Source organism: Labrenzia sp. PO1, from assembly GCF_012273635.1.
Taxonomy (GTDB): domain Bacteria; phylum Pseudomonadota; class Alphaproteobacteria; order Rhizobiales; family Stappiaceae; genus Roseibium; species Roseibium algicola.
In genome coordinates this window covers 996,813-1,009,765 of the sequence record NZ_JAAXCR010000001.1, presented here as the reverse complement: position 1 = coordinate 1,009,765, position 12,953 = coordinate 996,813, and the positions used below count along the sequence as shown (strand labels likewise).

Genomic DNA, 12,953 nt, shown 5'->3' with positions numbered 1-12,953 from the left:
CCCTCGACCTCATCCTGAGGAAGGCCGAAGGCCTGTCTCGAAGGATGGGCCTCAAACACAACAGATCGGTTCATACTTAACTCAAGCGGATTGCCGACCGCCGCGAGGGTGGTCGGCGCAAAAGCTACCGCCCTTCGCGATACCAGGTCAGGGACAAGGCACCCAGCAGGAGCGCAAGACCAAGCAGTCCGATCATCAGCGGATAGCGGTCGATGCCGTTGAGGACGCTCGCCTCAGTGGCCTTCAGCCCCAGCCAGCCATTACCGGCATAGCTCGCTGACGGACGCATCGAAACAATGCGCGGGACGGTCAGGTCTCCGCCGACATCCCGCAAGCGCTCAGACGCTCCACCCGTCGCTTCGCTGAGCGGGGCCAATGGCTCGGTCGTGGAAAGAACGTCGGTATATTCACGCGGGTTCTGGGGCCCAACGTGGATCAGCGCACTCATGTCGCCTTCGGTGACCGAGAACAACCCGGTTTCACCGGCAGGCATGCCGCCACGCCACAGGCCTGGTTCCTGTTCGGTCAGAACGATCTGCGACCGGTCGCCTGTCGGCGAGACGACCGTGACTTCCCCGACGGTCTCGCCCAGGGTCTGGCGTTCGATGACCAGTTCCGGTCCGCGCATGGATACATTCAGCGCTTCTTCTTCCAGATCCGGCTCCTTCATCAGCCAGTGGGCCAGACGGCGCAGAAGCGGAACATGCGGACCACCGCCTTCATATCCACGTGCCCAGAGCCAGACGTGATCGGACAGCAGCATGGCCACTCGGCCTTCGCCTTCGCGGTTGAGAACCAAGAGCGGCGTGTCGCTCGGGCCGGACATCAGCGTCTGGCCGGCGTCGAGTTCAGTGTCGACCACGCGGAACCAGCGGCTCCATGCGGGCGGGTCCTGTTCGGATCCGGGAAGCCCACGGGTGACCGGGTGGCGCTTGCCGAGGTCGGCGAGGGTGGCGTGGTAGGGTTGTTCGAGAATGGTGCCTGTCGGACGGGCCGGAAGGATCGGCGCCAGTGGCGTGCGGTAAAGGCTGCCACCTTCGGCGTAATCAGGACCGCCAGCCAGCAGCATTGCACCGCCATCGCGCACATAGCGGGCGATATTGTCGAAATACAGCATCGGCAGAACGCCGCGGCGCACGTAGCGGTCGAAGATGATCAGGTCGAATTCGTCAATCTTCACCGAGAAGAGTTCCCGGGTCGGGAAAGCGATCAGCGAAAGCTGGTTGATCGGCGTTCCGTCCTGTTTTTCCGGCGGGCGCAAGATGGTGAAGTGAACCAGATCCACCGAGGCATCGGACTTCAGAAGGTTGCGCCAGGTGCGTTCACCGGCATGCGGTGACCCGGAAACAAGCAACACACGCAGATTCTCGCGGATGCCGTCGATGGTCACAACGGCCCGGTTGTTGAGCGTCGTGAGTTCGTCGGTCAGCGGCTCGGCGTCGAATTCGAAGATATTGTTGCCGCCATGGGCGATCTCAACCGGAATGTCGATCTTCTCGCCTGTCCGGGCCGTGCGTTCAGTGACGACATCGCCATCGCGTTTGACGGTCAGGCGCACCTGGTCGCCAGGTCCTGTGCCACGGCCCTGGTCGACGACAGTCAGGCTGACGATCTGCTCTGAATCAACCAGGCCGAACCGTGGGGCCTTGTCGAGTACGATGCGTCGGTCCCGTTCATCAACCGTACCGGTGATAAGGCCATGAACCGGGGCGTCGAACCCCAGGGCGCCTGCGTTGCCGGGGATGTCGTGGATCTGCCCGTCGGTCACGATGATCGCACCACCAACCCGATCCGGCGGAACGTCTGCAAGGCCGTTTGCCAGGGTCTGGAACGCCTCGGTGCCATCGCCCGAACCGGAGTTTCGCGCTTCCAGAACGCGCAGGTCAAAACCATCAAGGGCACCGATGCGGCGGGTCAGTTCTTCCACGGCCTCATCAGTTGTCGACTGGCGATCGGAGAGGCGTTGGCTCTGGCTCTTGTCGACGACAAGAGCAACGACGCTTGAGAGCGGTTCCCTGTCTTCCCGCTCAACAGCGGGATTGGCCAGCGCCAGCAACAGCAAGGCCATTGTCAGGGTGCGCAGCAACCAGCCACGCAAATTCAGAAAGCCGGAAAAGGCGGTGAGAAGAACAGCGATAACGCCGCCTGCCACAAGGGCCCAGAGCGGAACGAGGGGATCGAAGGCGAGTGACCAGACCATCTAGTCTCCTATTGTCCCAAACGCTCAAGCAGAGCGGGAATGTGCACCTGATCGGCCTTGTAGTTGCCGGTCAGGCTGTACATGACGATGTTGACCCCGGAACGGAACGCGTAGTCCCGCTGCATGGGATTGTTGGGCACCGTCGGATACATGAACTCACCTGCCTCGGTGATTGCCCAGGCAGCGGCAAAATCGTTGCCGGTAATGAGGATCGGTGACACGCCGTCACCGGCCCGCACCGGCCGGTCGCCCCTGGCTGCAACTTCTTCCAGGCTTTCCACCCAGAGCGGGCTGGTCGCATACCGTCCCGGGAACGAATCCAGCAGGTAGAAAGCCTTCGTCAAAACGTGATCGGGCGGCACCGGCTCAAGCGGGGGAACGTCCAGGTCTTCCAGGATTTCACGCAGCTTCAGCGTTGCCGGCGTCGAGGCAAAGCCGTTGGCCGAGGCATTGATGTGATCGCGCGTGTCGAACAGGATCGTTCCGCCGTTGCGCATGAAAGTGTCTATGCGGGCAATTGTCTGATCGTTCGGTTTGTCGGCAGCCGCATCAATCGGCCAGTAGAGCAGGGAATAGAACGCAAGTTCGTCGCGTTCGATGTCGATGGCAATCGGTGCCCCAGGTTCAAGCGCAGTGCGTTCCGACAGGAATTGAGTCAGTCCCGAAAGCCCCGCTGAGCTTGCATCGTCGATCTCCGGATTGCCCGTCAGCACGTAGGCCAGGCGGGTTTCCAGGGTCGATTCCAAGGCCAGAAGATCATCCGAGCTTGATTGCGCCTTGGCTTGATCGATGCCGGCAGGGGCCAGGAGGCCTGCACCGAAAGCCAGAACAAGAGCCGTGGCGGCGGTGCGGCTGCGCAAGCCGAGACGGCTCAGACCACCGGCCAGCAGGAAGACGGCAATCGTATCGAGGATCATCAGCAGGAAAGCCAGCGTGAAGAAGAGGGCTCGCAGATCAAAGGGATCGGAGGTCGGGTAGGCAGTTTGCACGGTTCGGTCGCCCAGCGCCGAGAGGTCGAGCGGCAGGAGCTCATCGTCCCGCTGCATCAGATTGAGCGCACGGAAGCCGTCTTCCGTGCCGTAAAGACCGGGCGGTGTTCTGCGGCTTGCTTCCGCATCCCGGAAAACAGATGCGTTCACGGGCGTGACTTCTACCGGCGGCGGGCCGAAACGGCCATAACCGTCCAGCAGGCGCAAGGGCGGCAACACGCTCGTTGCCGGCGTGCCATCTTCGGCGGTTTCAGAGGCGGCGGCCACGTTCGAGACCGACAGGATCCGCCGCAGCATGTTCAGGAAGACGCCAGACAGCGGCAGGTTCGACCAGGAGGAATCCGCTGTGACGTGGAACAGCACCATCGACCCCGCACCGATAGGAGCCGCCGTCACAAGGGGAGTGCCGTCTTCGAGCATGGCCCAGGTGCGTTCAGGCAGGTCCGATGTCGGCTCGGCCAGTACCTGCCGGGTCACCGTAACTTCCTGTGGGACCCGCAAGCCCGCGAAGGGCGATCCTTCCGGAAAGTCTGCCAGGTGTTGTGGCTGTTTCCAGCTGAGTGAACCACCAAGGGACCGGTCGCCTGCGCGCAAACGCACGGGGATGAGATCATCACTGCCACCCGCAGTCCGCGGGCCAGCGAAGCGGACAAGCGTGCCGCCGTTTTCAATCCAGTCGCGAAGTGTCTCGGTCGTCGATTCAGGCAACCGGCCAACGTCGGCCAGAACCAGCACGGAAATGCCCTGCTCGATCAGAGAAGGTACAGCGTCGGCAATATCCGCATCGCGCGGGCGGCGTATGTCCGAGAAGGGCGCAAGGGCGCGCTCCAGATAATAAAGGGGCGACAGCAGCGGCTGATCCAGATCACCCGACTGGCCTGAAATCAGTCCGACCGTGCGTCGGCGCCAGCTGTCATCCACCAGTTGGACGGCGCCCGCGGCGGCCTCACCGGTGACTTCGACCCGGGCAATGTCGTTGCGCAATTCGCTTGGCAGTTCGAAGCGCGCCTGTGTTTCGGTCGCGCCAGCGTCAAAATTCGCTTGCACTTCGCCAAGGACAAGGCCCTTCAGATCGAGGGCCTGAAGTGTTGCGGACCCCAGTCTCTGGTCCGGGTGGCGCACAACGGTCAACGACAGGGCGTCGGCGTCGTTGTTGAGGTCCTTCAATCCCATGGGCGTGTCCAGACCTGTCAGGACCGTTATCGGAGCCGTGCCGGAAATCTGTGCGAGATCGGTTAGAAACGAACCTTTGGTGCTGGTGTTGTCCGACAGCCAGATCACGGCACCGGGCGGTGTCTCCTGGGCTGCCTTGCGCAGGCCGATGCTGAGTTCGGCGCGCTGCGGCGGATAGGGACGCGGTTCAAGTGCGCGCAGTTTTTCCAGAGCCGTTGTTGCTGCCTCCGGTGTGAAACTCTGGCCGGGGCCTTCGGCGGAGGCTGCAAACAGGATTGGCTGACCGCTCTGTTCTGCTTCGCTCAGGATCTGCTCGGCTGCATTGACCTGCGCGGTCCATCCCTTTGCGGATGTCCAGCCATTGTCAACCAGAACCCAAAGGACACCTTCGCCGGTTTCAAGCGGTTCGCTGGAGCGCCAGATCGGTCCGGCCAGGGCAATGATGAGGATGGCTGCCATCAGCAGGCGGAGCAGTGTCAGCCACCAGGGGCTGCGCTGCGGTGTTTCCTCATGCTGATCGATGCCGATCAGCAGCCGGGTCGGCGGAAACCGGATTTCGCGTGGGCGCGGCGGTGTCAGGCGCAACAGCCACCAGATAACCGGAAGCAATGCCAGCGCGGTCAGGATCCAGGGGGCGGTGAATGTCAGAGGCAATCCTGCGAACACGGGTCAGATTCCTCCTTTTGGCAGTACGTCCAGCGCACCGGACAGGGCACTGTGAAGCACGAGCAAAGGTTCGGATGCCGGACGGTCGGTGTGGTGCAGGACATATGTCCAGCCGGCACGCCTTGCGATGTCACGAATTTCCGCGCGGTGGGCTTCCAGCCGGTTGCGATAATCCTCGCGCCACTTTTCCGCGCGTCCGGCGGTCAGCCGAAACCCCTTTTCCGGATCTGTGAACTCGACCCTGCCGTCAAACGGGAAGGTTTCCTCTATCGGATCGAGCACCTGAACCAGGTGGCCACGCGCACCCGTGCTGGCAACGCGGGCAACCCATGCCGCGACTTCCTCGATCGGGTCCAGGAAATCGGACACAAGAACCACATCGGCAAACCTTTGCACGGCCGTGGTGTCCGGATAGGCGATCGGTTTGGAAAGATGGGTGAGTGCATCGGCGAGACGTTCAGCGGCACGCCGGTCGGAAAAGGCTCTTGTCAGGCCTGGCAGTCCGATCCGTTCGCCTGTTTCAGCCAGCATGTCGGCAAGTGCAAGCATCAGCACAATGGCGCGGTCGCGCTTGGCGACACCTGCAAGGCGGGAGCGGAAAACCATGGAGGGCGAAAGATCTGCCCAGAGCCAGACCGTGTGCGCGGCCTCCCATTCGCGTTCGCGAACATAAAGATGATCATCGCGTGCGGAACGGCGCCAGTCGATGCGCTTTGCCGGTTCGCCCATGTTGAACGGGCGGAACTGCCAGAAGCTTTCCCCCGGGCCCGCACGCCGACGGCCATGCCAGCCGGCGATGATGGAACTGGCAACATGGCTTGCCTCGACCAGCAGATCCGGCAGGGCATCCGCGACCGACCGGGCCTCGCCGATGACGTTCGGCCAGGTATCGGCATCAATGCCTGTCTGGTTGCTGCCCTGAGTACTGCTCGAATCCATGCGGTCGGCTTCCTGGCTGGTTAAGGGGAGGGGATCAGGCGATCAGTTCCTTGACCCGTCGAATGACGTCGCGAACGGTGTGACCGTCGGCTCTGGCTGCGAACGTCAGCGCCATGCGGTGCTGAAGGACCGGTTCGGCAAGAGCCAAGACGTCATCGACGGAAGGTGCGAGACGTCCGTCGACCAGCGCGCGGGCCCTGACGGTCAGCATCAGTGCCTGGCTGGCACGCGGTCCCGGGCCCCAGGCGATCAGGTTGGTGAGATCGGAAGGTGCGGAGCTGTTGTCCGGGCGTGCGGAGCGCACAAGCTTCAGGATTGCTTCCACCACGGATTCGCCTACCGGCATGCGCCGAACGAGCTGCTGGTATTCCATCAGTTCTTCCGCGCGCATGGCTACCTGGGCCTTGGCCTGATCCGCACCGGTGGTTTCCAGCAAGATCCGGCGTTCGGCTTCAAGATCCGGGTAATGCACGTCGATCTGCATCAGGAACCGGTCGAGCTGGGCTTCCGGCAGCGGGTAGGTGCCTTCCTGTTCGAGTGGGTTCTGCGTGGCAAGCACGTGGAAGGGGCGCGGCAGGTCATGCGGGTGCCCGGCGACGGTCACATGATACTCCTGCATGGCCTGCAGAAGCGCCGACTGGGTGCGCGGGCTGGCACGGTTGATTTCGTCAGCCATCAGCAACTGAGAGAAAACCGGACCGGGAATAAAGCGGAACGAGCGGCTGCCGTCGGCACCCTGTTCCATTACTTCGGCACCGAGAATGTCGGACGGCATCAGGTCCGGCGTGAACTGGATGCGCCGGGCGTCGAGGCCCAGAACGGTGCCGAGTGTTTCCACCAGCTTGGTCTTGGCAAGGCCGGGCACACCCACAAGAAGGCCGTGGCCGCCAGCCAATATGGTGACGAGCGACTGCTCCACCACATTTTCCTGACCGAAGATGATCCGGGCGATATCGACCTTGGCATCGCTGATCCGGTTGACGGCGCGTTCGGCTTGTTCGGCGACGGCGGCGAGATCTTCTTCGCTTGGGCTGGAGGGAGAAATAACGCTCATGGATCACCTTTCCCGCAATCTGCGTTTCGACTGCCTGTCCGGCCCTGGGGCTAACAACACCCCTGACCTTTGTTGCTGCGACTCAAGCAGTCTGACACCATATAAATCAGTAGATAAGGCGCAATTGTGCGCCATACAGTGGAAAGGTCCAAGAATCTTTCCTCACTTTGGGGAAAAGGTCGGGCCTGCGGGAAGCCGGGAGCAGGCGAAGAAGATCCGGGCGGTAGCGGAATTGTCAAAAATTCCGGTACCTTGATGAAGACGACAAGGGCGAAACATCCATGGCGGAGGCAACCGCAAAAACGGACGGGGCACTGCCCGAAGGTTTAAAGGCACTGATGAGCCGGGCGGACACAGGCGGCAAGGGACCACCTCCGGTCGAGAAGTGGAATCCGCCGTTTTGCGGGGATCTGGACATCCGCATTGCCCGTGATGGCACGTGGTATTATCTCGGTTCGCCGATTGGCCGCATGCCTCTGGTGAAGCTGTTTGCCTCAGTGCTGCGCAAGGACGAGGACGGCCGGCATTATCTGGTCACGCCAGTCGAGAAGATCGGGATCACCGTGGAGGATGCCCCGCTTCTGGCCGTCGAGATGGCGGTGGAAGGCGAGGCGGAAGAGCAGCAGCTCACGCTGCGGACAAATCTCGGTGATCTGGTCGCCGTTGGTGCGGACCATCCTCTTCGATTTGAAAAAGAACCGGACAGCGACGGTTTGAAACCCTATGTTCACGTCAGAGGGCGCCTGGAGGCCTTGTTCACCAGAGCGCTGATGTATCAACTGGCGGATCTTATGGAAGAGCAGGAAACAGATGACGGCACCCGGATGGGGGTCTGGAGCGGTGGCCGGTTCTTTTCGGTAGATCCCGCCTTCCTGAGCGTTCAGGACTGACCGAATGAACTGTTTCGTACGACCGGAAACCCCGATTGCATGACTGCATTCCTGACCAAACCACCTGCGGATTCCGCACACTGGACTTCCCTGTTCAGGACGCGGCTGGATGATGCAGCGCTTCGCGACATCGAACGCGAGACCGGTGACCACATTCTCAATCCGGACCTTGGTCCCTATGCAAAGTGGGACGGTCCTCCGCGCGATGCGGCAGTTCTCATCGGTATCGTGGAACGCAGCGACGGGCCCAATGTGGTTTTGACGCAGCGAACCGGTCACCTGAAATCCCATGCCGGACAGGTTGCCCTTCCCGGAGGCAAGATCGATCCGACTGACAATGGACCTGTTGAAGCAGCGCTGCGGGAGGCAGACGAGGAAATCGGTCTTGCTCCGGAGCGCGTCGAGCTGATCGGCAATCTGGCGCCCTATCTCACCGGTTCGGGATACCGGGTTATTCCGGTGGTTGGCACCATTCAAGACGGTGCTGCCTTCCGGCCCAATCCCGGCGAAGTCGAGAGTGTCTTCGAAGTGCCATTGGGCTTTTTGATGGACCCCGCGAACCATCAGAAACTCAGCCGCGAGTGGCAGGGAAAACGCCGCTACTTCTACGCAATGCCCTTCGGAGAACGTTATATCTGGGGCGTCACCGCGGGCATTATCCGCTCCTTGTACGAAACGGTCTACCGCTGATGGTTCGTGTGTTCATACTGCATCTGTTACTTTTCCTTCTTCCTTTCATCACCTACGGACTCTGGCTGTGGCTGAGCAAGCGCAACACCGAGCCTGGCCGGTGGTCTGCCAAGCCGATGGCGTGGCTCACGCTGGTGGGCCTCGTTCTGGTCATTACCGGCCTGGTCGGCATGGCATCCTTCGATCACGCACCGGATGGGGCCAATTGGCGGCCGTCGGAAATGCGCGATGGGGTGTTTGTTCCGGGCCGGTACGAATAACGCGATGACAACGACTGCCGATCAGATCCTGCAACAGGCGGACTGGCTGAAAACACCGGGAATACAGGCAGTGTTTGCGGCGATCGAGCAAGACGGTGACGAAGCCCGCGTTGTCGGTGGAGCCGTTCGCAACACGTTACTCGGTCACCCTGTTCCCGATGTCGATATCGCGACGACTGCCTCGCCCCAAACGGTGATGGAACGCACGCTGGCCGCGGGCTTGAAACCTGTCGGTACCGGCATTGACCACGGTACGGTGACGGTGGTCAGCAACGGTTATCCTTACGAGGTCACGACGCTGCGGGAGGACGTGGAAACCTTCGGCCGTCAGGCCCGTGTCGTTTTCGGCAGGAACTGGACGCGCGACGCGGAACGTCGCGACTTCACTCTCAACGCGCTCTATGTCGACTGCGATGGCCGATTGCACGATCCGCTTGGTGGACTGGACGATTGTCTGAACCGGCGTGTGCGTTTCATTGGTGAGCCGGACAAGCGCATACAGGAAGACTATCTGCGCATCCTCCGTTTCTTCCGGATCTACGCGGCCTACGGGGCCGGAGAGATGGATGCGGACGGGCTCGGGGCGTGCCTGCGCCAGCGGGACGGCCTGCGGCATCTGTCCGCAGAACGTATCGGCCACGAGATGCGGCGGCTGCTGCGTGCGCCTCTGGCAGGATCCGCGCTGAAAATGATGAACGATTGCGGCCTATGGGAAATCGCGACGGGCGGCCTTGCCCGCATCGACGATTACCTGGCCCTGCGCAGCCTGGAAGCCACCGCAAGTGATGTGACCGATCCGGAGCTCGGGCTGGTGGTGCTTGCCGGTTTCGTGCGCGAGGATGTGGAGCGCGTTAGCGACCGGCTTCGGCTGTCGAATGCCGAAAGGGACCGGATGCGGACCGCCTGGGTGGCGATGAAATGTCTTCGCCAGGCCGATGGTCTGCCCGAAGCCGAGCACTTGGTGTATCAATTCGGCCGTCAGGGCGCGGTCGACGGCCTTTTGGGGCGCTGGGCGGGGTTGCGTGCGCAAGGATCAGATCCAACGGAAATCTTTGGCAGGCTGCTGGAGCGGTTGCGGGAGGTTGCCGTGCCTGAATTCCCGGTCAAAGGCGCAGATCTGATTGCAGCCGGGCACACGCCCGGGCGCGCGTTGGGGGATAGCCTCAAGGCTCTGGAGGCCGATTGGCGCGACAGCGGTTTTTCGCTCTCCAAACAGGATTTGCTGACGCGGGCAGGCGCTGCGACTTAATGAAATCTTATTGAGATTGCGTCACATCGTGATGGTGATTTCCTGTTGGGCGGGTTTTCCGGTTAACTTGTCGTGAGAAGGCGTGTGCGGAATACAATGAGGCGATGAATGGAAATTGTCCTGATCTCAGACGGCCCGCTTCCACTCGATTCTCCGGTCAGAAAACTTCCGTTCTTCTTTCCTGCGCGCCTGATCGACATGTCCAAGGTGTCTGCGAAGACGGTCGGCGATGGCCGTGTCGCTGTCGTGGAGTTGCTGGACGCGACTGATGCGGGGCTGACCGCGCTCAAGAAATCCTGGGCCAGCATTGCGGAAATCCCGGTGATCTGCCTGGTGTCCAAGAAGAACCGGCGTGAAGTGATCCAGGCGGCAGCGCTCGGCAAGACCGACATCATGGAGCGTGACACGCCACTGGCAATTCTGGTGCGCAAACTCAAGGCAATCATTCCCGACGACCCGCTTGCCAACGTTCCAAAGGGACTTCCGGCGAAGACACTTGAGGCCTACAGGAAAGGCAACTCCTTCCTGGAAAGCATCGCGCTGTCTGCAACGGAAGGATCCAACATCCAGATCAGCCTGATGAACGAGGGGGCGGCGGAGATCCTGTCGTCGCTGTCACTTGACGGACTTTCACCCTGGCTGGAAGCCGTGCAATCTCACCACAGTGGAACCTATTGTCATTCCCTGATGGTGGCCGGTCTCGCCGGGGCTTTTGCGAAGCATCTCGGCTGGAGCAAGGCGGATTGCCAGGAAGTGATTGCCGGCGGTCTGCTTCATGACATCGGCAAGATGCGCATCCCGCTGACCATCCTGGACAAGGCCAACAAGCTGACGGACGCCGAGCGCGCCATTATCGACAAACATCCCATGTTCGGTCGCGAGATTCTGAAACCGCGGCTCGAAGTGTCGGTCGACATCAAGAAGATGGCCATCCAGCATCACGAGTTTCTGGATGGATCAGGTTATCCCGATGGGCTGAAGGGAGACAGGATCTCGCCAAAAGTCCGCCTGATGACCATTTGCGACATATTCACAGCGCTTACCGAGACCCGATCCTACAAGGACGGCATGCCGGTTCGCGCTGCCATTGGCGTCATGCTGGAGATGGGCAAGAAACTCGACCAGGTCATGCTGAAGCAATTCGCCCAGATGGTCCTCGATCGGGATTTTGGTGAAGTCAGCCGGCAGCCTCAGAAGGTGAAAGGCACCCCGGCCTTCTGAGTTAGGGCCATTTTACAACGGGGGGCATGGACGAGAGGATCGAGGCAACGTTGCCGCCGGTCTTCAGTCCGAAAATCGTCCCGCGGTCGTAAAGCAGATTGTACTCCACGTAGCGGCCCCTGCGGACCAGCTGTTCCTCTCGCTCCGTGTCGCTCCAGGGCTTCTGGAAATTGCGGCGGACGAGTTCCGGATAGATGTTCAAGAAGGCCAGGCCGACATCCCTGGTGAAGGCAAAATCGTCTTCCCAGGTTCCGCTGTTGAGGTAATCGTAGAAAATGCCGCCGATGCCGCGCGCTTCGTTGCGATGCTTCAGGAAGAAATAGTCGTCACACCAGGCCTTGTAGGCATCATAGTCGGCAACATCATGTGCGTTGCAGGCAGCGCGCATGGCTTCGTGAAAGGCAACGGTATCGGGGTCGTCCTGCGTTCGCCTTGCGTCCAGCACCGGCGTCAGATCTGCGCCGCCACCGAACCACTGACGGGTGGTGACCACCATGCGGGTGTTCATGTGAACCGCGGGGACATGCGGGTTCTGCGGGTGAGCGATCAGGCTGATGCCGGAGGCCCAGAAGCGCGGATCCTCGTTGGCACCGGGGATCTGACCGCGAAACTCGGGCGAGAATTCACCGTGTACGGTGGAAATATGGACGCCGACCTTCTCGAAAACGCGGCCATGCATCATGGACATGACGCCGCCGCCGCCCTTTGCCCCGGTGCTGTCGGTGCGCTCCCAGGGCGTGCGTTCGAAGCGCCCGGCCGGCTGGTCGGCCAGCGGACCGGCGAGATCGCCGATCTCGTCCTCCAGGTCTTCAAAAGCCCTGCAGATACGGTCTCGCAACTCCTTGAACCAGGCCGGTGCGGTTGCCTTCTTGTCCTCGATGCCGTCCGGTATGGGACCGCCGCGGTTTTCAGGTGTGGGTGCGTTCATGTGACTGCCTGGACTGGTTGGGGCCTGCCGGGCCGGCGGGCATGCATGTGATTGCTATCTTTGAGTGTACCCTGGGCTTTTAGGAAATGTGCCTGATTGCCGCAAGGCTTCACCCAGCACCATGCCTGTTGAGACGGCGACGTTGAGCGAGCGCATGCCGTCGGCCATGGGGATCGTCAGCCGGGCATCGGCAAGCGTGTGGACGTCCTCCGGCACGCCCGAACTTTCCCGGCCCATCATCAATATATCGTCTGGCTGATACGCGAAATTCGCGTAGGGCACTTCCGATTTTGTCGTCAGCAGGATCAGCCTGCGCTTGTTCGAACGTCGCCAGTCATCGAATGCGGCAAACGAGATGTGGCGGACCATCGCGGCCCTTTCCAGGTAATCCATGCCGGCCCGCTTGAGAGCGCTGTCGGAGATCGGAAATCCCGCAGGCTCGATCAAGTGCACAGTTACGCCCATACAGGCGGCAAGACGCAGGATCGTGCCGGTATTTTGCGGGATGTCCGGTTGGTAAAGGGCAATGTCTGGCATGGGTATCCGCATTGGTTTCGGGAGACCGGCTCAATAGCAGCAGGCATAACATTTGTCACAGGAAGACCGGTTTCAATGCCCGGTACAAGGCCGAGAGCTGCGGGTTTGGGGCAAATCGTTACATATTTTCATTGGGCCAATTTCGCGCCTGGCGCGT

The 12,953-nt window shown here is 61.2% G+C and carries 11 protein-coding genes; 5 read left to right on the top strand and 6 right to left on the bottom strand.

Annotation, left to right across the window (positions count from 1 at the left end; all coding sequences use genetic code 11):
* Window positions 1–124: 124 nt before the first annotated feature.
* From HCG46_RS04810 to HCG46_RS04795, 4 genes are read right to left on the bottom strand one after another with little or no spacing between them, the layout of a single operon-like run.
* A complete protein-coding gene (locus tag HCG46_RS04810) occupies window positions 125–2,200 on the bottom strand; it encodes a hypothetical protein (RefSeq protein WP_055655948.1) in 2,076 nt (691 codons plus the stop codon).
* 8 nt (window positions 2,201–2,208) lie between these two features.
* Window positions 2,209–5,028 (bottom strand): DUF4159 domain-containing protein, encoded by a 2,820-nt coding sequence (locus HCG46_RS04805; RefSeq protein WP_168684896.1) that lies wholly within the window; start codon window positions 5,026–5,028, stop codon window positions 2,209–2,211.
* Between the two features lie 3 nt (window positions 5,029–5,031).
* Complete coding sequence (locus HCG46_RS04800) at window positions 5,032–5,967, bottom strand: DUF58 domain-containing protein (RefSeq protein ID WP_022998137.1); 936 nt, start codon at window positions 5,965–5,967, stop codon at window positions 5,032–5,034.
* A 34-nt stretch (window positions 5,968–6,001) separates the two neighbouring features.
* The gene (locus HCG46_RS04795) at window positions 6,002–7,021 is read right to left on the bottom strand and encodes a MoxR family ATPase (RefSeq protein ID WP_022998136.1); all 1,020 of its coding nucleotides are present in this window, start codon (window positions 7,019–7,021) and stop codon (window positions 6,002–6,004) included.
* Between the two features lie 281 nt (window positions 7,022–7,302).
* Between HCG46_RS04795 and HCG46_RS04790 the strand changes: the two genes are divergently transcribed.
* The 5 genes from HCG46_RS04790 to HCG46_RS04770 all read left to right on the top strand — a co-directional run bounded on the left by HCG46_RS04790 (window position 7,303) and on the right by HCG46_RS04770 (window position 11,331).
* Window positions 7,303–7,911, top strand: a complete 609-nt coding sequence (locus HCG46_RS04790) for a DUF1285 domain-containing protein (RefSeq protein WP_062487595.1) — start codon at window positions 7,303–7,305, stop codon at window positions 7,909–7,911.
* Between the two features lie 39 nt (window positions 7,912–7,950).
* Window positions 7,951–8,601, top strand: coding sequence for a CoA pyrophosphatase (locus HCG46_RS04785; protein ID WP_022998134.1), 651 nt, complete (start codon window positions 7,951–7,953; stop codon window positions 8,599–8,601).
* Window positions 8,601–8,861 carry a DUF6111 family protein gene (locus HCG46_RS28530; RefSeq protein ID WP_055655939.1) on the top strand — a complete coding sequence of 87 codons (261 nt, stop codon included), beginning with the start codon at window positions 8,601–8,603 and terminating at the stop codon, window positions 8,859–8,861. The genes HCG46_RS04785 and HCG46_RS28530 overlap by 1 nt, the downstream gene beginning before the upstream one ends.
* Window positions 8,862–8,865: 4 nt before the next feature.
* On the top strand, window positions 8,866–10,110 hold the full coding sequence (locus HCG46_RS04775; RefSeq protein WP_168684894.1) for a CCA tRNA nucleotidyltransferase: 1,245 nt from the start codon (window positions 8,866–8,868) through the stop codon (window positions 10,108–10,110).
* Window positions 10,111–10,218: 108 nt separating this feature from the next.
* Window positions 10,219–11,331 carry an HD domain-containing phosphohydrolase gene (locus HCG46_RS04770; RefSeq protein ID WP_168684892.1) on the top strand — a complete coding sequence of 371 codons (1,113 nt, stop codon included), beginning with the start codon at window positions 10,219–10,221 and terminating at the stop codon, window positions 11,329–11,331.
* A 1-nt stretch (window position 11,332) separates the two neighbouring features.
* Here HCG46_RS04770 and hemF read toward each other — a convergent pair whose 3' ends face one another.
* Window positions 11,333–12,259 carry an oxygen-dependent coproporphyrinogen oxidase gene (hemF, locus tag HCG46_RS04765; protein WP_168684890.1) on the bottom strand — a complete coding sequence of 309 codons (927 nt, stop codon included), beginning with the start codon at window positions 12,257–12,259 and terminating at the stop codon, window positions 11,333–11,335.
* Between the two features lie 54 nt (window positions 12,260–12,313).
* Window positions 12,314–12,796: a tRNA (cytidine(34)-2'-O)-methyltransferase gene (locus HCG46_RS04760; protein ID WP_168684888.1), complete on the bottom strand. Its 483-nt coding sequence runs from the start codon at window positions 12,794–12,796 to the stop codon at window positions 12,314–12,316.
* Window positions 12,797–12,953: the final 157 nt, after the last annotated feature.

Bases quoted from the DNA above. Each gene is read 5' to 3' on its own strand.
- HCG46_RS04810 (WP_055655948.1), bottom strand. From the start codon at position 2,200: ATGGTCTGGTCACTCGCCTTCGATCCCCTCGTTCCGCTCTGGGCCCTT.
- HCG46_RS04800 (WP_022998137.1), bottom strand. From the start codon at position 5,967: ATGGATTCGAGCAGTACTCAGGGCAGCAACCAGACAGGCATTGATGCC.
- HCG46_RS04795 (WP_022998136.1), bottom strand. From the start codon at position 7,021: ATGAGCGTTATTTCTCCCTCCAGCCCAAGCGAAGAAGATCTCGCCGCC.
- HCG46_RS04790 (WP_062487595.1), top strand. From the start codon at position 7,303: ATGGCGGAGGCAACCGCAAAAACGGACGGGGCACTGCCCGAAGGTTTA.
- HCG46_RS04785 (WP_022998134.1), top strand. From the start codon at position 7,951: ATGACTGCATTCCTGACCAAACCACCTGCGGATTCCGCACACTGGACT.
- HCG46_RS28530 (WP_055655939.1), top strand. From the start codon at position 8,601: ATGGTTCGTGTGTTCATACTGCATCTGTTACTTTTCCTTCTTCCTTTC.
- HCG46_RS04775 (WP_168684894.1), top strand. From the start codon at position 8,866: ATGACAACGACTGCCGATCAGATCCTGCAACAGGCGGACTGGCTGAAA.
- HCG46_RS04770 (WP_168684892.1), top strand. From the start codon at position 10,219: ATGGAAATTGTCCTGATCTCAGACGGCCCGCTTCCACTCGATTCTCCG.
- hemF (WP_168684890.1), bottom strand. From the start codon at position 12,259: ATGAACGCACCCACACCTGAAAACCGCGGCGGTCCCATACCGGACGGC.
- HCG46_RS04760 (WP_168684888.1), bottom strand. From the start codon at position 12,796: ATGCCAGACATTGCCCTTTACCAACCGGACATCCCGCAAAATACCGGC.